Origin of the sequence: Ralstonia flaminis (genome assembly GCF_958415495.1) — a bacterium.
GTDB classification, from domain to species: domain Bacteria; phylum Pseudomonadota; class Gammaproteobacteria; order Burkholderiales; family Burkholderiaceae; genus Ralstonia; species Ralstonia flaminis.
The window spans coordinates 25,244-44,073 of sequence record NZ_CATZLL010000020.1; the positions used below are offsets into that span (position 1 = coordinate 25,244).

19 protein-coding genes are annotated in these 18,830 nt (G+C 63.7%); 14 read left to right on the forward strand and 5 right to left on the reverse strand.

The annotated features are described in order from the left end of the window. The first annotated feature begins 16 nt into the window (after positions 1-16). Entirely contained in the window at positions 17-1,090 is a 1,074-nt protein-coding gene (locus R2N11_RS24015; protein ID WP_316682652.1) for a 4-hydroxyphenylpyruvate dioxygenase family protein, read from the forward strand. Between the two features lie 69 nt (positions 1,091-1,159). Here R2N11_RS24015 and ggt read toward each other — a convergent pair whose 3' ends face one another. Next, the gene (gene ggt, locus R2N11_RS24020) at positions 1,160-2,896 is read right to left on the reverse strand and encodes a gamma-glutamyltransferase (RefSeq protein ID WP_199032353.1); all 1,737 of its coding nucleotides are present in this window, start codon (positions 2,894-2,896) and stop codon (positions 1,160-1,162) included. 148 nt (positions 2,897-3,044) lie between these two features. Continuing rightward, entirely contained in the window at positions 3,045-3,521 is a 477-nt protein-coding gene (locus R2N11_RS24025) for an Lrp/AsnC family transcriptional regulator (protein WP_199032354.1), read from the reverse strand. Positions 3,522-3,631: 110 nt separating this feature from the next. On the opposite strand from R2N11_RS24025, the gene R2N11_RS24030 reads away from it, so the two are divergent. Further along, positions 3,632-4,810, forward strand: coding sequence for a cystathionine beta-lyase (locus R2N11_RS24030; RefSeq protein WP_316682653.1), 1,179 nt, complete (start codon positions 3,632-3,634; stop codon positions 4,808-4,810). Between the two features lie 11 nt (positions 4,811-4,821). On the opposite strand, the gene R2N11_RS24035 is transcribed toward R2N11_RS24030, so the two are convergent. Continuing rightward, complete coding sequence (locus R2N11_RS24035) at positions 4,822-5,274, reverse strand: Lrp/AsnC family transcriptional regulator (RefSeq protein ID WP_048936044.1); 453 nt, start codon at positions 5,272-5,274, stop codon at positions 4,822-4,824. Between the two features lie 133 nt (positions 5,275-5,407). On the opposite strand from R2N11_RS24035, the gene R2N11_RS24040 reads away from it, so the two are divergent. The 7 genes from R2N11_RS24040 to R2N11_RS24070 all read left to right on the forward strand — a co-directional run bounded on the left by R2N11_RS24040 (position 5,408) and on the right by R2N11_RS24070 (position 9,945). Then, positions 5,408-6,310 (forward strand): DMT family transporter, encoded by a 903-nt coding sequence (locus R2N11_RS24040; RefSeq protein WP_199029766.1) that lies wholly within the window; start codon positions 5,408-5,410, stop codon positions 6,308-6,310. A 146-nt stretch (positions 6,311-6,456) separates the two neighbouring features. Further along, on the forward strand, positions 6,457-6,708 hold the full coding sequence (locus R2N11_RS24045; RefSeq protein WP_199029768.1) for an H-NS family nucleoid-associated regulatory protein: 252 nt from the start codon (positions 6,457-6,459) through the stop codon (positions 6,706-6,708). 305 nt (positions 6,709-7,013) lie between these two features. After that, complete coding sequence (locus R2N11_RS24050) at positions 7,014-7,280, forward strand: BufA1 family periplasmic bufferin-type metallophore (protein ID WP_199029771.1); 267 nt, start codon at positions 7,014-7,016, stop codon at positions 7,278-7,280. 28 nt (positions 7,281-7,308) lie between these two features. Then, complete coding sequence (gene bufB / locus R2N11_RS24055; RefSeq protein ID WP_199029774.1) at positions 7,309-8,178, forward strand: MNIO family bufferin maturase; 870 nt, start codon at positions 7,309-7,311, stop codon at positions 8,176-8,178. Then, positions 8,165-8,941 carry an HvfC/BufC family peptide modification chaperone gene (locus R2N11_RS24060; RefSeq protein ID WP_316682654.1) on the forward strand — a complete coding sequence of 259 codons (777 nt, stop codon included), beginning with the start codon at positions 8,165-8,167 and terminating at the stop codon, positions 8,939-8,941. Before bufB ends, R2N11_RS24060 begins: the two co-directional genes overlap by 14 nt. Beyond that, entirely contained in the window at positions 8,938-9,423 is a 486-nt protein-coding gene (locus R2N11_RS24065; protein ID WP_199029780.1) for a DoxX family protein, read from the forward strand. The genes R2N11_RS24060 and R2N11_RS24065 overlap by 4 nt, the downstream gene beginning before the upstream one ends. A gap of 84 nt (positions 9,424-9,507) precedes the next feature. Then, the gene (locus R2N11_RS24070; protein ID WP_316682655.1) at positions 9,508-9,945 is read left to right on the forward strand and encodes a BON domain-containing protein; all 438 of its coding nucleotides are present in this window, start codon (positions 9,508-9,510) and stop codon (positions 9,943-9,945) included. Here the strand turns inward: R2N11_RS24070 and R2N11_RS24075 are convergent. After that, entirely contained in the window at positions 9,942-10,364 is a 423-nt protein-coding gene (locus R2N11_RS24075; protein WP_316682656.1) for a hypothetical protein, read from the reverse strand. The two genes, R2N11_RS24070 and R2N11_RS24075, sit on opposite strands and share 4 nt — an antisense overlap. An 87-nt stretch (positions 10,365-10,451) precedes the next feature. On the opposite strand from R2N11_RS24075, the gene R2N11_RS24080 reads away from it, so the two are divergent. The 5 genes from R2N11_RS24080 to R2N11_RS24100 all read left to right on the forward strand — a co-directional run bounded on the left by R2N11_RS24080 (position 10,452) and on the right by R2N11_RS24100 (position 17,278). After that, a complete protein-coding gene (locus tag R2N11_RS24080; RefSeq protein WP_316682657.1) occupies positions 10,452-10,838 on the forward strand; it encodes a MerR family transcriptional regulator in 387 nt (128 codons plus the stop codon). A 165-nt stretch (positions 10,839-11,003) separates the two neighbouring features. After that, on the forward strand, positions 11,004-12,398 hold the full coding sequence (locus R2N11_RS24085) for a TolC family protein (RefSeq protein ID WP_199029793.1): 1,395 nt from the start codon (positions 11,004-11,006) through the stop codon (positions 12,396-12,398). A gap of 4 nt (positions 12,399-12,402) precedes the next feature. After that, positions 12,403-13,563 (forward strand): efflux RND transporter periplasmic adaptor subunit, encoded by a 1,161-nt coding sequence (locus tag R2N11_RS24090; protein ID WP_199029796.1) that lies wholly within the window; start codon positions 12,403-12,405, stop codon positions 13,561-13,563. Positions 13,564-13,565: 2 nt separating this feature from the next. Beyond that, positions 13,566-16,661: an efflux RND transporter permease subunit gene (locus R2N11_RS24095; RefSeq protein ID WP_316682658.1), complete on the forward strand. Its 3,096-nt coding sequence runs from the start codon at positions 13,566-13,568 to the stop codon at positions 16,659-16,661. A gap of 173 nt (positions 16,662-16,834) precedes the next feature. Then, the gene (locus R2N11_RS24100) at positions 16,835-17,278 is read left to right on the forward strand and encodes an Hpt domain-containing protein (RefSeq protein ID WP_316682659.1); all 444 of its coding nucleotides are present in this window, start codon (positions 16,835-16,837) and stop codon (positions 17,276-17,278) included. Here R2N11_RS24100 and R2N11_RS24105 read toward each other — a convergent pair. Then, positions 17,275-18,687, reverse strand: a complete 1,413-nt coding sequence (locus tag R2N11_RS24105) for an APC family permease (protein WP_199029804.1) — start codon at positions 18,685-18,687, stop codon at positions 17,275-17,277. The two genes, R2N11_RS24100 and R2N11_RS24105, sit on opposite strands and share 4 nt — an antisense overlap. Positions 18,688-18,830 lie beyond the last annotated feature (143 nt).

The following is an 18,830-nucleotide window of genomic DNA, read 5'->3' on the forward strand; positions in this document are numbered from 1 at the left end:
CTACAGGAGTTCACACATGGGCCGCAATGCCGACTTGCCGTTCAAGACCGCCGGCCTGGAGTTTGTCGAGTTCGCCACCCAGGAGCCGGCCGCACTGGGGCAGATGTTCCGATCGTTTGGCTTCAAGGCCATCGCACGCCACGTGAGCAAAGACGTGACGCTGTACCGGCAAGGCGACATGAACTTCCTCGTCAACGCAGAGGCCGACTCCTTCGCCTACCGCTGGGCCGAGGAATATGGGGTGGGCATCTGCGCGATCGGCATCCGCGTCGATGATGCACAGCGCGCCTATGACCGTGCCGTCGAACTGGGCGCGTGGCCGGCCGAGGCCGAGCCGATCGGCCCGAGCGAACTGGTCATCCCCGCCATCCAGGGCGTGGGCGATACGCACCTGTACTTTGTTGACCGCTGGCGCGGCAAGCACGGCGCCAAGGGCGGCCTGGGCGACATCTCCATCTACGACATCGACTTCCGGCCGCTGGACCCTGCCACCGCGCATGAGGATTGGCACCATGCCGGCGTTGGGCTGGCGCGGGTCGACCACCTGACGCAAACCGTCGGCGCCGGCCGGCTGCAGGACTGGATCGATTTCTACCGCAACCAGCTGGGCTTTAGCGAAATCCACGAGCTGCACGCCAACTGGCGCGTCGCGCCGGATTCTCGCGTGATGGTGTCGTCGTGCGGCACGATCCGTATTCCGCTCTATGAAGAAGGCACGCACCGCGCCCACCTGATGCACGCCTACCTGCCCGACCACCCCGGCGAAGGCGTGCAACACATTGCACTGGCCACCGACGACATTCTGCGCACGGCAGCCGCGCTGGCGGCCAACGGCCTCACCTTTGTCGAACCACCGCCGCACTATTACGACACCGTCGATGCACGCCTGCCCGGGCATGGCCTGGATCTCAACGCCCTGCGCCAGTACGGCATCCTCATGGATGGCGAGATCGTCGACGGTGTGCCCAAGCTGTTCCTGCAGACCTTCGTCAAACGCCACCCTGGCGAGATCTTCTTCGAGATCGTGCAGCGGCGCGGGCACCACGGCTTCGGCGAGGGCAATCTGCCGGTGTTGACCGCAGCGGCCTGACCCGCTTCCGCCCAGCCATGAAAAAAGCCCGCCGAAACTCTGGCGGGCTTTTTTTTGGTGCGGAGCTGATCAGTAACCAGCAGCCAACCCCGTATTGCGACGCGGATCATTCGCGCCATAGAAACGGTTGTTGCCCACCGGCTTACCGTCCAGCGACGGTGCGCCAACGATAATGGCCGCCAGGTGGTTGGCCGGCTGCGGCGCACCCAGGTTGTGGCCCATGTCGGTCAGGATCTTGCGCGTGTCCGCCGACAGTGCGTACGGCTCGACGTTGGTCACGTCCGGCAGCCATTGTTGGTGGAAGCGCGGCATATCCACGGCTTCCTGCACATTCATGCCGTAGTCGATAGCGTTGATCATGGTCAGCATGACGGCCGTGATGATGCGGCTGCCACCCGGCGTGCCCACCACCATGACGGGCTTGCCGTCCTTGGTAACGATGGTCGGGCTCATCGACGACAGCGGACGCTTGCCCGGAGCGATCGAGTTGGCCTCGCCCTGCACCAGGCCGTACAGGTTCGGCACGCCGACCTTGGCGGTGAAGTCGTCCATCTCGTCGTTCAGGATCACGCCCGTCTTGGCAGCCGTGACCTTGGCGCCAAACCAGTCGTTGAGCGTGTACGTGACCGACACGGCGTTGCCGTACTTGTCGGCAATCGAGTAGTGCGTCGTGTTGCTGCCCTCGTGCGGTTCGACGCCCGGCTTGATGTCCTTCGACACACCAGCCTTCTTCGGGTCGATCACGGCACGGATCTTGGCCGCGTAGTCCTTGCTCAGCAGACGGTCCAGCGGGTTTTTCACGAAATCCGGGTCGCCCAGGTAGCTGTTGCGGTCCACATAGGCGTGGCGCATGGCTTCGATCTGGTAGTGCGTGGCCTGCGCGGAATGCCAGCCCAATTCCTTGAGCGGATAGCCCTCCAGGATGTTCAGCATTTCGCAGATGATCACGCCGCCCGAGCTCGGGGGCGGTGCCGACACCACGTGGTAGCCGCGGTAATCACACTCGACCGGTGCCAGTTCGCGCGTCTTGTAGCTGGTCAGGTCGGCCTGCGTAATCAGGCCGCCACCGGCCTTGCTCGATGCAGCAATGGCCTCCCCGACCCAGCCCTTGTAGAAGCCGTCGGTGCCCTTGTTGCTGATCTCGCGCAGCGTCTTGGCCAGGTCATGCTGGACCAGCTTCTCACCCACCTGGAAGGGCTGGCCCTTGTTCAGGAAGATCGCGCCCGACGCCGCGTCTTCCTGGAAGTCCTTGGTGGAGGTGTGCAGCATGTCGACGTCGCCCTGGTCGAGGGTGAACCCCTTTTCAGCCAGTGCGATGGACGGTGCGATCAGTGCAGCGCGTTGCATGGTGCCGTACTTCTGGCGGGCGTATTCCATGCCCGACACCGTGCCCGGCACGCCCACGGCCAGATGGCCCTTGGTGGATGCGCCCTTGATGACGTTGCCGTCCTTGTCCAGGTACATGTTGGCGGTGGCCGCCTTCGGTGCGACTTCACGGAAGTCGAGGAAGGTCTTACGGCCATCGGCCAGCTGGATGGTCATGAAACCACCGCCGCCCAGATTGCCGGCAGCGGGATACACCACTGCCAGCGCATAGCCAACTGCCACGGCCGCGTCGACTGCGTTACCGCCGCGCTTGAGCACATCCACGCCCACCATGGTGGCGAGATGCTGGGCAGAGACGACCATCCCGTTTTCTGCGGCAACCGGCGCCACGGAGGCGGCGTATGAGGGCGCGACGGCGGCGATGCTGACCGATGCGATTGCAGCGGCGATCCACCGCATGCCTGTTCTTGGATTCTGCATAGGAGCTCCTTTGGTACCTTCATGGACGCCGGTCGTGCCGGCGTACGTGTTATCGGCGCGCGAACCTTATCAGGCGGCGCGCCCGGGCACTATAGCCTCATCCCCGTATTGACGCATCGTGCCGGCAGTGGGCTAACCCGCGCCAGCATTAGGGCAGCGGCACCTCCAGCCCCACCTTCACGCGGTTCAGCACCACCGCCGTGCGGTACCACTTGATGTTGTCGTTGTCGTCGAACATGCGACGCGCCAGTGCTTCGTATTCCGTCATCGTCGCCACGTTGAGGATGAGGACGAAGTCAGCCTCGCCGGTCACGTAATAGCACTGCTGCACGTCAGGGCCGGACAGCGCTTTCTTGAGTGCAACCATGGCAGCGGTGTTGGTGCGCTCGGCATGCACCTCGACGATCACCGTAATGGGTTTAGCCACGCGCTCCGGGTCCACCACCGCCACGTTCCCGACGATGACGCCCGCCTCTTCCATCCGCTTGATGCGCCGCTGCACGGCGGCGGTCGACAGATTCACCTGCTCACCGATCACACGCAACGGCGTGGTGTAGCACCGTTGCACAGCGTTGAGGATGGCGATGTCGAAGGTGTCGAGTTCGAGCGGTTTCTGCGCGGCCATGACAGGCTCTAGGTGAGAAATTTTTGCATCTGGCCACGCAGAATAGCTGAAATTGCTCTCCGGACGTGACATAGGATTTCGTGGTCATTCGATTGCAAAGGCCCCTTCCCATGCACTGGCATTCACAGCTCGTCAACCCGGAAACGCTGGCCCCGGGCGGCTTTCGCTCGCTGGCGACGCCGGTTTACCGCGGCTCAACTGTGTTGTTCGACAACGCCGCACAGGTGGTGGACGACTGGCGCCACGCCCAGCACGGCTACACCTACGGTCTCTACGGCACGCCCACCGCCATCGAACTTGGTGCGCGGATTGCGCAATTGGAACGTGCCCGCCATAGCTTTATCGTGCCGGGTGGGCAGGCGGCCATCGCCCTCGTCTATCTGGCCTGCTGCGGCGCGGGCAGCCACGCGCTGGTGCCGTTCAATGCCTATGGGCCCAACCGCGCCATGGCGGACGGCCTGCTCAAGCGCATGGGCATCGAGGTGCAAACGTACGATCCGCTCATTGGTGCGGGCATTGCTGGGCTCATCCGCCCGAACACAGCGCTCGTCTGGACCGAAAGCCCCGGCTCGGTCACGATGGAAGTGCAGGACGTACCGGCCATCGTGGCGGCGGCACACGCGCGCGGCGTGCCGGTTGCGCTCGACAACACGTATACGGCCGGCGTGTATTTCGACGCCTTCGCCCACGGGGTAGACATCAGCATGCAGGCGCTCACCAAGTACGTGGGCGGCCACAGCGACCTGCTGCTCGGCGCGGTCTCGGTCAACTCGGAAGCGATGTTCGAGCGCGTGGGCAGTGCATTTGCTGACCTGGGCATGGGTGCATCGCCCGATGACTGCAGCCTGGCACTGCGTGGCCTGCAAACCCTGGGGCTGCGGCTGGAGCGCCTGCAAGCCTCCACGCTTGCGGTGGCGCGCTGGCTGCATCTGCAGGACAGCATCGCCACCGTGCTGCATCCGGCGCTGCCGTCCTGCCCTGGTCACGAATTCTGGAGGCGCGACTTTACCGGCGCGACAAGCGTGTTCTCGGTGGTGTTTCAGGAAAGCGTGTCAGCCGCACAGGTCAACGTGTTTATTGATGCGCTACGTGTATTCCGGATTGGCATGAGCTGGGGCGGCACAAGCAGCCTGGTGATGCCGTACCCCGATCTGGTACGTCCGAACCGCCAATATCGCGGCCGCCTGGTGCGGCTCAATGTCGGACTGGAGGCACCGGAAGACCTGATTGCCGATCTGCGGCAAGCCATGGCGCATGCGTTCACCACCCAGCTGGCCGTCACTGCATAGTGCCCAATACGTCAGTCGGCCGACACAAACGGCGGCGCCCGCCGCCGCACCGGCTGAGCCTTGACGATGGCAGTGTTGGTCTCGGCATGGTCGGCCACACGATCGAGGATGTGGTCGAGCTGGTCGATCGAGCGCACGTACAGCCGGGCGATAAAGCAATCCTCGCCCGTGACCTTGTCGCATTCGCCAATCTGCGGAATCTCTTCGATCAGCTTCTGCACGATATGCAGCTTGCCGGGCATGGGCCGCACCCGCACGATGGCCTGCAGCGTGTAGCCCAGCGCTTTCGGGTCAATGTCGACCGTGTAATGGCGGATCACGCCGCGCTCCTCCAGCCGGCGCAAACGCTCCGACACACTGGGGGACGACAGCCCCACCTGCTCGGCCAGTTGCTTGAGCGAGATGCGGGAATCGGTCAGCAGGACATCCAGAATCCGCTGATCCAGCTCATCAATCGTACTCACTGCACCTCCTAACGGCCATTGCTGTCTTTGGCCTTACTTCATTAGCAAGAACCCCGATTTTGCCTCAGAAAAGCAATGGAAGTCTGGCAATGCGCGTGCGATCCTTCTCGCATCCAACGCACAGGGTGTACGCATGAACGAGAAAACTCGCGGCACGGTCGAGATGACCACCGCCATGACGATTTCCGGGACGATCGGCTGGTTCGTGGTCCGCTCCGGCCAACCAGTGATGGACGTGGTGTTCTGGCGCTGCGTGTTCGGCGCGCTCACGCTGCTGGCGGTATGCGCAGGGCTGGGACTGCTGCGCGGCGCCATCACCTGGAAGCGCACCGGCATTGCGGCGCTGGGCGGGGTGGCCATCGTCATCAACTGGCTGCTGTTGTTTGCTGCGTATCCGCGGGCGTCCATCTCAATTGCCACGGCGGTCTACAACACGCAGCCGTTCATGCTGGTAGGGCTGGGCGCCCTATTCCTTTCAGAGCGGCTAACGTCGGCCAAGCTGACCTGGCTGGCCATCGCCTTTGTCGGGGTCGTGTTGATCGTGCAGGTGGGGCCGGCGGCGGCTAGCGGCACAGACTATCTGATGGGCATCGCGTTGGCGCTGGGTGCGGCCTTTGCCTATGCGGTGGCAGCCATCATCACCAAGAAGCTGGCCGGTACGCCACCGCACCTGATTGCGCTCGTCCAGGTGTGTGTGGGCGTGCTGATGCTGGCGCCACTGGCCAACCTGTCACACCCGCCGGCCGATGCCCATACGTGGGTGTTGCTGGTGACGGTGGGTGTAGTGCATACCGGGCTGATGTACATCCTGCTGTATGGCGCCATTCAACGGTTGCCGACGCACCTGACGGGGTCGCTCTCGTTCATCTACCCAATCGTTGCGATTGTCGTTGACATTATTGCCTTCGGGCACCGGCTGCAATTTGCGCAGTTTCTGGGGGCAGGGGCGATCCTGCTGGCGGCGGCGGGCATGAACCTGGGTTGGTCGCCATACCGGTGGCTGCGGCCGGGGGCAGATTCGGCCGCTGTCAAATAATGCAATACGCTTAAGCCCCCACAACACGAATCCGCCGCCCAACTGCTGTTATTCTTGTGCGTTTTCCGCCGGCCTCGGGCGCGCCCAGCGTCCGTCTCTCTCTCTTGACGCCGGACGGACACAAAACTCCAAAACATACGCACAAGATGAAGGATGGCAACCCGCCGCAGCCGGGCCGCGAAGCCGCGATCGCCTGGATCCGGGAACAAATGCAAACCTATGAGCTGTCGGTCGAAGACCTGCAGGCACGGGGCTGCTTCGATTTACCCCCCCCGCCCGTCGGCCCTATCTATATGAGTGCCGACGGTCAGCATTGGGACGGCGCAGGCGACATGCCCGACTGGCTGCAGCGCGCTGTCAACGCTGGGCAGAGCATCGAGCATTTCCGTGTGAGCTGAAAAAAGCTGTGCCCCATCTGGGGTAGTCGCTGGCGGCGCATTGAAAATGCGTCGCGCGCAATTGATTGACGTCCTCCCCCCTGTTCTGCACGAAGGCGACCCATTTCGGGCCGCCTTTTTTCTTGGGCAATGCGGTTTTTCGCCCGCCAAAAAAAAATTTCGTTTTCCGTATCAGGAATCTGTCAGTGCGGCGACCAAGTTGCACGGAACGCGTTTGCGCATTGCCGCGGCGCGCCGTACGGTAAAGACAGGGCAATCACGCCCTGTCCCCGTCAAAGACACCTGCTTAATCAAGGAGAACGCAAATGAAACAACAAGCCATCATCGCCGCCGCCCTGGGTAGCCTGCTCGCACTGGGCGCCCTGTCGACTCCGGTGCAAGCGGCAGACGCCGCTGGCAAGGAAAAGTGTTACGGCGTGGCCAAGGCCGGCCAGAACGATTGCGCCAGCCCGGGCAGCGCCCACGCCTGCGCCGGCCAATCGAAGATCGACAAGGACCCGATGTCGTGGAAGTACGTGCCGGCCGGTACCTGCGCGCAGATGGGCGGCACGATGCAGCCGATGTCCAAGTAAGCATCAGCCGACGACCCGGGTAACCGCCATGCAGACCACTCTGCCCACGTGCGCCGGCGCAGGCCTGCGCGCCCCGCACTTTCCCGCCCTGCTGCACGGGGAGGCCCGCTTCCCCTGGGTGGAAGTGCACAGCGAGAACTACCTGTATGGCGGCCCGGCCCGCGCCGCGCTGTTGGCTGCACGGGCCCACCAGCCCGTAAGCCTGCACGGCGTGGGCATGGGGCTCGGCAACGCCGATGGGCTGGACACCGACCACGTGCGTGCCATTGCCACGTTGGCCGAAGCTGTTGCGCCCGCCGCCATTTCCGAGCACCTGTGCTTCAACCGCAGTGGTGCCCAGGTCGTCAACGACCTGCTGCCCCTGCCCTATTCCCGCGAGTCGCTCGACCTCGTGTGCGCCAATGTCATGCGCGCGCAGGACATCCTCAAGCGGCCGCTGCTGATCGAGAACATCGCTGCCTATATAGACTGCCGCGCGCTGGTCGATGCCGATGAGGCCGTCTCCGAAGGTGCCTTTCTCACCGCACTCGCGCGCCGCACCGGTTGCGGCATCCTGCTGGACCTCAACAACCTCTACGTCAACAGCGTCAACCACGGCGTGACCGTCGAATCGGTACTGGCCGACATCGACCCGACCCTGGTGGGCGAAATTCACCTGGCCGGCTTCAGCGTGGAAGACGGCATGCTGATCGACACGCACAGCGCGCCGGTACACGCGCCAGTCTGGGCGATCTACGAAGCCTGGATCGCCGCCCATGGGGCTCGTCCGACGCTTATCGAGTGGGATGCCGACATCCCGCCCGTGCAGGTGCTGCTGCAGGAGGCCGAACGTGCCCAGGTCGTCCTCGACCGGCATGCAAGTTCCACAGTCACGGAGAGCGATCATGCGCCTGCCTGACTGGGAAGCCCACCTCATCGGCACGCTCACAACGCCAACGGGCGGTGACGACTCGCACGGCGTAGCCATCTATCGCAACGCGCGCCTGGTCATCCTGCGCAACACGCTGGCGGGTGCCTATCCGGTCTGCCGTGCACTCGTTGGCGATGACTGCTTCGATGCCATCGTGCGCGACACGCTGGCAGTGCAAGGATCGACCTCGGCCAACCTGCATCGGTACGGAGATGCCTTGCCCGAGGTGATTGCGCAATCACCACTGGCCGGCAGCGTGCCGTATCTGGCTGACGTGGCGCGATTGGAATGGCATGTGCACTGGGCGCACTACGCACCCGATGCGCACGCTCAGGTGCTGGACGCCGCTGCGCTCGGCACGCTGCTCGCGCAGCCGGCGGACACCCTCCGTGCCGGTCTCGTCGATGGGGCTTGGTACGTGACATCGCCGTGGCCGGTTGTGTCCATCTGGCGGGCGCATCAGCCCGACGCGGCCATCGCGTTGAGCAGTATTGACCTCGGCACGCGTGAAGCGGCGGTCGTCACCGTGCAAGACCACCGCGTCGTCGTGCTCGACCTTGATCCGAGCACCGCAGCATTTCTCGCTGCCTGCGATGCAACGCCGTCACTAGAGGCGGCCCTCACACAAACACTGACCGCCCAGGCAGATTTCGACCTCACCGCCTGCCTGGCTGGCCTCTACCGCGCAGGGATACTCGCACTGTCCGCGCAACCTGCATCCCCCCGCCTGCCTCTTGGAGACACCCCATGAACACCACCCCACTTGCCCCGCTCACGCGCATTCGCGCTGCGTTCGATCGCTTTGCCGGCCCACAGAGCGGGTTGTGTTCGTTCATCCTGCTGATCGCGCGGGCTTACCTCTTCTACGTGTTCTTCCGTTCGGGCCTGACCAAACTGCACGACTGGGACACTACCGTGCTGCTCTTTACCGAGGAATACAAGGTACCGTTGCTGCCGCCCATGCTGGCCGCAGCGCTCGGCACCTTCGGTGAAGTGGTCCTCCCAACACTGATGCTGATCGGCATCGTGCCGCGGCTGGCGGCTGCGGGGCTGTTCTTCGTCAACGTTGTCGCGGCACTGTCGTATTGGGCAAGCCTGTCCGCGTCGGCCGTCGAGTTCCACTTCGTGTGGGGTGTGCTGATCGCGATCGTGGCGACGGTCGGGCCAGGCTGGCTGGCATTGCAGACCTTGTGGCAGCGCAAGCAGAACACCGCGCCAGGGCACGCTTATTGACCAGCAGACTGCAAGACGCGCAGTTCCGGTGCAGGGCGGCAGGCTTATCATGTGGGCCTGTCGCCATTTTTTTCAGGAGCATCGATGCGCTTCCCCTTGTTGTCCCTGGTGGTCCGGTCTGGCGTGGCACGCCGGCAGATGGGTGTGCTGGCAGCAATCTGCGCCGCCTCGGCGCTGGCAGCTTGCGCCTGGGGTGATGGCCCCAACAACACCGGCGCCCGCATGACCGACGACTCCTTATTGTCGTATCAGGTGAAGGCCGCACTCGATCAGGACACCGCCCTGAATACCCGTCAGATCCGCATCCACACCACGCCAGAGGGCAAGGTCACCCTGACCGGCTGGGTCGATTCCGCCGAAATGGCACGCCGCGCAGGTGAAGACGTCAAACGCTTCGTTGACCCCGCCAAGCTCGACAATCAATTGCGGACACTCTCCCGCAGCCAAGTGCTCGGCGGCGGCCCACTGATCCCGGCCGGTCTGCCGCCCGCAGTGCCGGCCAGCGCTCCGGCTGCACGCTAAGCGTGTTGCGTGTCCGCCCGGGCGGGCACGCGCCCCACCGGCATCATCTGCAACAGCCCAAAACCCACCTCCACGATCAGGAACGGCACCACCAGCAGCGTAGCCCCTGATATCAGCGCAAACACCTGCCAGGCTGAAAAGAGCCAACGTGCGACGGCATCGTAGCGGCCCAGCGTCACGCTCGCCTGCCGAATCCGCAATACAGACCACACGCACACCACCGATCCCATCAGATTGGCCATCAGCAAATGCGCAGGCTCAAACGCTGGCAACCCGCCAATGCCGAGCGCCTGAGCCACCGCGCTCAACGCCTGATGCAGCCAGGCGAACGTCCAGGGCGTTGCAAACGGAGCGCTCACGATCAGGTCATACCAGGCACTGGCCCGTACGATACGCACAAAAGTGGATTCAGACACCATGATGACGGCCCTCCATAAGTGAACAAGACGCCACCTTAAAGCCTGGTGTACGCTCCAAGGTCAAGTCGATTTTTTGCGCACACACCCATGCCTGCTCCTCTGCCCACGCAACCCGACGATCTCTCCATCGGCGACTTGGCGGCCGCCACCGGCGTCTCGCGCGATGGCCTGCGGTTTTATGAGGCACGCGGCCTGATCCGCGCCCGCCGACGCAGCAACGGCTATCGCGCCTATCCGCTCGAAGCCGTTGAGCTGGTGCGCTATATCCGCACGGCCCAACAGCTCGGCTTCACGCTGGCCGAAATTGGCGAGGGCATGACCCAGGTGTGGCAGCAGCCCGACACGGATGCCGCAGTCACCGCCCTACTGCGCGAGAAGCTGATCAGCATCGACGCCCGCATCGCCAGCCTACAGGCCATGCGCGACGCTGTGGCCACACGGGTGGGGCTGCCGTGCCCACTTGCAACGACCTGAGAAGGTCAACATGTCTTGTCATATAACTGACGCAGACTGCCGCCTTGGAGCGATTTGCTGCGGCTTTTTTGCGTTTTCCCACCTCCTGACGGCTTGCTGAGTCGTGAAAGGCGCTTGAAAGATCGCGTCGGTAAAAACGCTCCCGTCTCAAGGGGAGTCTCTGCAGTGAAACATTGGGGTGCATTCCATCCACGTGCCTGGGCCGCGCTGTGCGTGGCAACCAGCCTGCCGCTGACAGCGGCCTGGGCAGGCTCGTCAAAGCCGGCCACACCGGTACCGATGCCGACGATGCCGGCTGCCGCCAGCATGCCCGTCGCCACCATGCCGCCGGTCAAGCCATCGGTGGCAGGCGTGACCGGGCCGGGCTTCAACCTGGTTGAGCTGCTTCAAGAGTTGAAGAGCAACAACCCACAACTCATGCAGGCCCGCCACGTCTACCTCTCGGCCAAGGCGGTGCCGCCGCAACTGGCTGCGCCCAACAACCCGCAGATCGGCTACATCTGGAACAGCATCCCCAAGGGGTTCCCGCTGGCCGTCAACCGTGCGGGCGGCAGCCAGTACAACCTGACGCAGCAGATTCCGTTTCCGGGCAAGAAAGCACTGGCCGCCGAGATTGCGGACCGCCAGGCCGAGTCGCTCAACGCGCAGTCCGACGCGCTGTACCTGCAGCTCTACGCACAGCTTTCGACTACTTACTACCAGGCGATCTCGCTGCAGAAGCAGATCGACGTGCAGAAGCTGACCATCACGCGCCTGGAGCAGGTCAAGCAGATCACGCGCGTGCGCTACGCCAACAACGCGGCGGCGTATGCCGACTTCCTCAACGCGCAGGTCATGCAGAGCAGCGCGCAGAACGACCTGTTTGCCGCGCAGCGCCAGTACGACAGCACGCTGCAGACGCTCAACACCCTCATCGGCAAGGACCCGACCTTCCCGCTGGAACTGCGCACCGACGATGAATCCGTGCGCCTGCCCGACGAGCCGCTGCCCGAGCTGGAAAACCAGGCGCTGCGCGAGCACCCGTCGATCAAGGCATCCGCCGAGCTGATCGACGCCGCACGCAAGAGTGTGACGCTGGCGCGCAAGGCGTACCTGCCCGACTTCCAGGTCATTGCCACGGTCACGACGGACAACCCGCCGTACGGCGTGCGCCCGAACAGCTATCAGATCGAGCTGGACCTGATCATTCCGTTCTGGTTTTTCACCAAGGAGAAGTACGGCGTGAACCAGGCGGTGGAAAGCCAGATCGCCACCGAGGCCAATGACGTGTCCGTGCGTCAGCAAACGCTGCTGGCCGTCGATACCTCTTACAACACGCTGCGCCAGACGCTCGCGCAGCTCGACTTCAACAAGCAGCGGCAACTGCCGCAGGCGCTGGCGGCCTATCGCGTGACGATGACCAATTACGCCAGCAACAACGCCGATTTCAATGACCTGCTGACCGCGCAGGGCGCACTCAAAAACGCCGAACTGGCGGTCGCCCAGGCGCAGGCCACGGCCCTGCAGGCTTATCACGCATTGCTCGCGGCCACCGGCCGTTCGCCGGTTCAAGCTCAATAAGACCATGAAGAAGTTCTCTCCTATCGTTGCCGTGATTGCCCTGGCTGCCGCTGTTGCTGTTGGCGTGGTGGTCGGACGCAAATGGCCCGCTGCCCCGTCGCCCAACGCCGCCGAAGCTGCCAAGCCTGCAAGCAACGCTGCGTCAGCACCTGCTGCCACCGCAGCGCGTCCAAAACCGGATTCTGTGGAGATCCCGGCCGGCGGCTTCGACCCGCAGCAGGTGCAGGTCGCGCACGTCAGCCAGCTCACTGTGCCGGTGGAGCTGTCCTCCCCGGGCAAGCTGGCTTACAACGCCGAGCGCACCAAGCTGGCCTCTGCCCGCGTGGCTGGCCGGCTGGACCGCATCCTGGCGTTCGAAGGCGCATTGGTGCGCGAGGGCCAGCCGATTGCAGAGCTGTACGCACCGGATTTCATCTCCGCGCAGAAGGAATACCTGCTGGCGCTGAATACCGCGCGCCAGCTCAAGGGTTCCAACATGAAGGACTTGCAGGAAGACGCAGAAGCCACCGTGCAGTCCGCCGCCGGCCGCCTGCATGTGCTTGGCGTGAGCAACGATGAGGTTGCGCAGATCGCCAAGCGCGGCACGCCTGCCGAGCACCTGACGCTGCGTGCGCCGCTCTCGGGCACCATCGTCAAACGCAACATGGACCCGGGCGCCTTCCTGAATGTGGGCGACTCGTTCATGAGCATTGTCGATACGCGCCTGCTGTGGTTCACCGGCAATGTGTATGAGAACGACATTGCCAGCGTGCACATCGGCCAGCCCATCACGCTGCACACGGCCGCGTATCCGGATCGTGATTTCACTGGCCGCGTGAGCTTCATTGCCCCGAATATCGACCCGGCCACGCATACGCTGACGGTGCGCTGCGACGTGCCCAACCCCGATGGCCTGCTGCGCCCCGAGATGTATTCGACCGCGCGCATCCAGATTGGCAGCGGCCCGGCGTCGGTGGTGCCGAAATCCGCGCTGGTCAAGGAGCGCGGCAGCTACTACGTGATCGTGCAAAGCGATGCAACGCACTTCAAGCGCGTGCAAGTACAAGGCAAGGACACGGGCACCGATGGCAGCTTTGCGGTCACATCCGGCCTGGATGCCTCATCGCAAGTGGTGGTGCGCGGTGCCGCCCTGCTCAATGAAATGATCGTGAAGGCGGGAGCGTAGGCATGGGCTTCAACCCGATCGCGGGCATTCTCAAGCGTCGGCTGCTGATCGTCTTCCTGGCGATTGCGCTGCTGGTGGCGGGCGTCCTGTCATTCAGGGAACTTCCGCTGCAGGCGTATCCGGGCGTGGCGCCGCTGTCCGTGCAGGCCATTACGCAGTGGCCGGGGCGCAGCACGACCGAGGTCGAGCAGCAGATCACCATCCCCATCGAGAACGCGCTGGCCGGCGTGCCGGACGTGCAGTCGTTCCGTTCGGTGTCGCTGTTCGGGCTGTCGGTGGTAACGCTCAAGTTCAAGGAAGGCACCGACAGCTTCAAGGCGCGGCAAAACTTCTCGCAGTACCTGGCGCAGGCCAATCTGCCCACCGGAATCCAACCCGCCCTGAGCCCGGACTCCGACGCCACCGGCGAAATCATGCGCTTCCGCCTGGTGGGCGACGGCGTGGATCTCACCACGCTCAAGAGCTACCAGGACTACGACATCACCAAGGAGCTCAAGCACGTTCAGGGCGTGGCAGACGTGAGCTCCTTCGGCGGCAAGGTGAAGGAGTACCACATCGTGCCGTCGCCGGCGAAGCTGCAGTCGTACGGCATCACGCTGACGCAGCTCATCACGGCCATCGGCAACGCCAACAACAACACTGGCGGCAACCTGCTGCGTGACGGCGAGCAGCAGTTCGTGGTGCGCGGCGTGGGTCTGCTGCAGACGGTGGAAGACATCCGCAACGTGGTGGTGGCCGCCAACAACGGCGTGCCGGTGCGCGTGCGCGACATTGCCGAAGTGGAAGTCGGCAACGTGCAGCGCTTGGGCATGGTGCAGTACAACGACCAGCCCGACGTGGTGGAAGGCATCGTGCTGCTCAAGCGCGACGCCAATGCCACCGAGGTACTGGCCAAGGTGCGCGACAAGGTTGCCGAGCTGAACAACGGCATCCTACCGAAGGACATCCAGATCAAGCCGTTCTACGACCGCCAGGTGCTGCTCGACATCACCATGGGCACGGTGGAACACACGCTGGTGGTGGGCATCTCGCTGGTGTTGGCGGTGCTGTTCGTCTTCCTGGGCAACCTGCGCGCGGCCGCTGTGGTGGCGGCGGTGATTCCGCTGGCGCTGTGCGTGTCGTTCATCAGCATGGAGCACTTCCATGTGCCGGCCAATCTGATCTCGCTGGGCGCGATCGACTTTGGTGTGATTGTGGATGCGGCGGTGATCGTGATGGAAAACATCATGCGTCACTTGGAAGAAGGCGCCGAAAAGCTGGAGGACGCCATCGTCAAGGCCACCAGTGAAGTGCAGCGCGCGATGATCTTCTCCACGGGCATCATCATCGTGGCGTACTCGCCGCTGTTCTTCATTGGCGGTGTGGAAGGCATCATCTTCAAGCCGATGGCGTTCACGATGGGCTTTGCGCTCATGGCCTCGATCGTACTGAGCCTGACCTTCGTGCCGGCCACCACGTCGTTCGTGTTCGGCAAGTCGCTGCATCCGCATTCGCCAGCCTTTGTGGGCGCGATCCTGCGCTGGTACAAGCCACTGCTGCGCCGCCTCATCGCGCGCCCCAAGACGGTGTTTGCTGCCGCTCTGGCCGCGCTGGGCCTGACGCTGTACAGCGCCAGCTTCCTGGGTACGGAGTTCCTGCCGACGCTGGAAGAGAACAACCTGTGGCTGCGCATCACGCTGCCGAACACGGTGGATCTGGACTATTCCGCCTCCGTGGCCAACGACCTGCGCACGTACTTTGCCAAACAGCCGGAAATCCAGAAGGTTTCGGTACAGATCGGTCGGCCGGACGACGGCACCGACTCCACCGGCGTGTTCAACCAGGAATACGGCCTGTACTTCTCGTCGCCCGACAAGTGGGGCCCAGGCGTAACCAAGGCCCATCTGGTCGAGCGCCTGGCCAAGCATCTGGAGAAGATTCCGGGCATCGAATACAACTTCTCGCAGTACATCCAGGACAACGTGGATGAGGCGCTCTCGGGCGTGAAGGGCGAGAACTCGGTCAAGCTGTTCGGTAACGACCTCGACATGCTTGAGGCCAAGGCCACCGAAATTCAGGCACAGCTCAAAAAGGTGCGGGGTCTGGTGGACGTGGGCATCTTCCGTGAATTGGGCCAGCCGACGCTGAACGTCACCATTGACCGCCAGGCCGCCGCACGCTTCAACATCAACGTGAGCGACGTGCAGAACCTGGTGCAATACGCCATTGGCGGCGCACCAGTCACGCAGATTCTGGAAGGCGAAAAATCGTTCGGGCTGGCAGTGCGCCTGAACCAGCAGTCGCGTGCCTCGTACGACGCCATTCGCGAGCTGCTGATCGACACGCCTGACGGCCAGCACATCCCGCTATCGATGATCGCCAAGGTGCAGATGACCGACGGCCCGTTCTTCATCTACCGCGAAGAAGGCAAGCGCTACATCGCCATCAAGTTTGGCGTGCGCGGGCGCGACCTCGGCAGTGCCGTGGATGAAGCGCAGCGCATGGTGGGTGACAGCGTCAAGCTGCCCGAGGGCTACACCGTCAAGTGGGACGGCCAGTTCAACGAGATGAAGGTCGCCCAGGGCAAGCTGATGGTGATCGTGCCGCTGACGATCCTGGTGATCTTCCTGCTGCTCTACAGCACGTTCGGCAACTTCAAGGACGCGCTGATGGTGGTGCTCAACGTACCGTTTGCGGCCATCGGCGGGTTGCTGGCGCTGCATATCGCCAACGAGACACTGTCGATCTCGGCGGGTATCGGCTTCCTGTCGCTGTTCGGTATTGCCATCCAGGACGGGGTGATTCTGATCTCGTACGTCAACCGCCTGGCGCACTCCGAGAACCTGCATGAAGCGACGGTGGAGGGTGCCGCGCTGCGCCTGCGCCCGGTCATCATGACGGCCATGCTGGCAGGCCTGGGCCTGCTGCCGGCGGCGCTATCGCACAGCATCGGTTCCGAGGCGCAACGCCCGCTGGCACTGGTGATCGTCGGCGGCATGGTGACGACCACGATCCTCACGCTGCTGGTGCTGCCGGTGGTGTTCACGTGGGCGCACCGCAATCGCCGCACGCCCCCGCGCGAACCCGACGTCACGCCGACTGCCGCCATGCTGCCCTGAGCCCCAAGCGCTCACAGCCCGGTTGGGCGTATCGCCTCACAAGCGGTACGCCCGATTTGTTTTTGGGGGTCTGCAAGCTCGTACCTGGCCACACTCAAATCGGACGAATCTCATTGCTGCAAGCAGGCCCGGCACGCAAAGTGTGGCTCGAGTCCAAAATCACGCGCCACACCATGCAGCCCCTCCGCGACACGCCCGCAACCCCTGCCTCCGACGAGGCCAGTCACGCCATCGTTGCTGGCCAGTTGCCCCCGCAAGTCATCCGCACGCTGACCGAGCTGTTCGGGCTCGACCTGCAACAGTGGCGCTTTATCGTCGACCTGTTTACCGAGACGATCGAGCAGGACCTCGCCAGCCTCGACCAGGCCCTGCGAGACGGCGTGGATGCGCAGATCATCGAAGCCTCGCATCGCATCGTGGGCTCGTCCCGCATGCTGGGGCATCTGGCCATCGGCGATGCCGCGCGCGCCATTGAGCGCGTAGCGCAAAGCGTGGGGCCTTATCACGAGCGTGCAGCGGAGATGCGGTTGAACTTCACCCACCTGCACGCGCTGGCGGATGAATTCCGCCAGCAGATCAGCCGCTGCGCCTGGCCGGACTCGGCAATTGGCGGCTAAGGGTTGCCAGCCAGGCGGCCATTGCGCTCGGCCAGCCTCCGGTTGAGCAACAGCGGAACAGTACCGATCGCAATGCCGCCCAAGCCGATCAGGTTGGTCGGCAGATCGAACGTCGGCACGCTGTAGGCCGCAATGAACCACAAGAACAGCGCACTGCCCAGCGGCCACAGCACCAGAAACACCGCATCGAACAGCGAGCGCAGCGCATCGCGCCGGTAGTGCCACGCACAGGCAAAACCGGCCAGCCCGTAGTAGAACGCCACCTGAAAGCCGATGGCATTGACCGAGTCCTTGATGATCGCGTTGATGCTCGGGAAGAACGACGCGCCAAACAGCAGCACCAACCCAATCGTCGCGATGACGGCGGTCGCCAACCACGGCGTGTGCCACGTCTTGTGCAGCCTCGCATAACGCGCGTGCAGCATGCCGTCGCGCCCCTTGGCGTAGAGCGTGCGCGTGAACTGCAAGATGGAGGTCTCCAGCGTGCCGATCGTGCTGAGCATGACAGCCACCACGGCCACGTAGCTCCACGGGCGCGGCAACAGCTTCTCGGCCACGGCAAAGATAACGTTGGTGCTGGATTGCTCGATTTCCGCATCGCTCAGTACAAGCAGGATCACGGCGGCAAAACCCATGAACAGCGCCAGCACGATCACCATGGCCCAAAGCGCGCCGCGGCCCGGTGCGTGATTGGCGTCGCGTGTTTCTTCCGTCAGATTGACGGTCACGTCCCAGCCCCAGAAGAAGAACAACGCCGTGAGCGCCCCGGTGGCGAAGAGCTGCGGCGTGAATGCGCCGGGTGACAGCCAAGCCCACGACAGCGCATGCGCCGGGTGCGCACCGAACTTCGACACCGCCAGTGCAATCAGCGCAATCAGGATGGCGGTTTCCACCACCGTCATGGCGACCTGAGAATAGCTCGTCAGCTTGATGCCCTTGATGATGACGGCGCTTACCACCAGCAACCACGCGGCGGCCACCAGCGCTACCACAGCGGGCTGGTTGGCCAACGACGGTGCTACCAGGGTGAGCGTGGCGGTTGCCGCCGGGATCGTGCCCGACACCATGAATACGCCAGAGGCCACCAGCAGCGCCCAGCCGGCAAAGAAGCCCAGCGTGCGGTTGAAGATGGCGCCCACCCAGGCATATGCCGCGCCCGCGTGCGGGTTGATGCGATTCAGGTGCAGGTAGGCAAAGGTCACACCAAACATGATCAGCCCGCAGTACAGCAGGCTCGCTGGCGTGAGCGCACCGACCGCGGCAATCAGCGTGGCTGTCGTGGCGGCAATGCTGAAAGCGGGCGCGGTGCCCGCTACCCCCATGACAACGGATTCGCCAACGCCCAAGGCATGGGCATCGAGTCGCGCCTGTCCGTGCTGTGCATGCGCATCCGGCGTATGCGTCGTCATCCCCACCTCCGTTGTCGAGCGCTTTGAGACCACCCGTCTTCAGTATTGGCGCTGGCAGCCACAACACCAACCGCTTTGATGTCGTGCGCAAGCCACCGGCAGCAATGCCAATGCGCACGGTTTATTTATGTTTCTACTCGCAT

Excerpts from the sequence above, each read along its gene's own strand:
- R2N11_RS24030 (WP_316682653.1), top strand. The coding sequence starts at position 3,632 with ATGCACTGGCATTCACAGCTCGTCAACCCGGAAACGCTGGCCCCGGGC.
- bufB (WP_199029774.1), top strand. The coding sequence starts at position 7,309 with ATGCAGACCACTCTGCCCACGTGCGCCGGCGCAGGCCTGCGCGCCCCG.
- R2N11_RS24070 (WP_316682655.1), top strand. The coding sequence starts at position 9,508 with ATGCGCTTCCCCTTGTTGTCCCTGGTGGTCCGGTCTGGCGTGGCACGC.
- R2N11_RS24045 (WP_199029768.1), top strand. The coding sequence starts at position 6,457 with ATGAAGGATGGCAACCCGCCGCAGCCGGGCCGCGAAGCCGCGATCGCC.
- R2N11_RS24060 (WP_316682654.1), top strand. The coding sequence starts at position 8,165 with ATGCGCCTGCCTGACTGGGAAGCCCACCTCATCGGCACGCTCACAACG.
- R2N11_RS24040 (WP_199029766.1), top strand. The coding sequence starts at position 5,408 with ATGAACGAGAAAACTCGCGGCACGGTCGAGATGACCACCGCCATGACG.
- R2N11_RS24080 (WP_316682657.1), top strand. The coding sequence starts at position 10,452 with ATGCCTGCTCCTCTGCCCACGCAACCCGACGATCTCTCCATCGGCGAC.
- R2N11_RS24100 (WP_316682659.1), top strand. The coding sequence starts at position 16,835 with ATGCAGCCCCTCCGCGACACGCCCGCAACCCCTGCCTCCGACGAGGCC.
- R2N11_RS24090 (WP_199029796.1), top strand. The coding sequence starts at position 12,403 with ATGAAGAAGTTCTCTCCTATCGTTGCCGTGATTGCCCTGGCTGCCGCT.
- R2N11_RS24075 (WP_316682656.1), bottom strand. The coding sequence starts at position 10,364 with ATGGTGTCTGAATCCACTTTTGTGCGTATCGTACGGGCCAGTGCCTGG.
- R2N11_RS24065 (WP_199029780.1), top strand. The coding sequence starts at position 8,938 with ATGAACACCACCCCACTTGCCCCGCTCACGCGCATTCGCGCTGCGTTC.
- R2N11_RS24015 (WP_316682652.1), top strand. The coding sequence starts at position 17 with ATGGGCCGCAATGCCGACTTGCCGTTCAAGACCGCCGGCCTGGAGTTT.
- R2N11_RS24105 (WP_199029804.1), bottom strand. The coding sequence starts at position 18,687 with ATGACGACGCATACGCCGGATGCGCATGCACAGCACGGACAGGCGCGA.
- R2N11_RS24025 (WP_199032354.1), bottom strand. The coding sequence starts at position 3,521 with ATGGCCGCGCAGAAACCGCTCGAACTCGACACCTTCGACATCGCCATC.
- R2N11_RS24050 (WP_199029771.1), top strand. The coding sequence starts at position 7,014 with ATGAAACAACAAGCCATCATCGCCGCCGCCCTGGGTAGCCTGCTCGCA.
- R2N11_RS24095 (WP_316682658.1), top strand. The coding sequence starts at position 13,566 with ATGGGCTTCAACCCGATCGCGGGCATTCTCAAGCGTCGGCTGCTGATC.
- ggt (WP_199032353.1), bottom strand. The coding sequence starts at position 2,896 with ATGCAGAATCCAAGAACAGGCATGCGGTGGATCGCCGCTGCAATCGCA.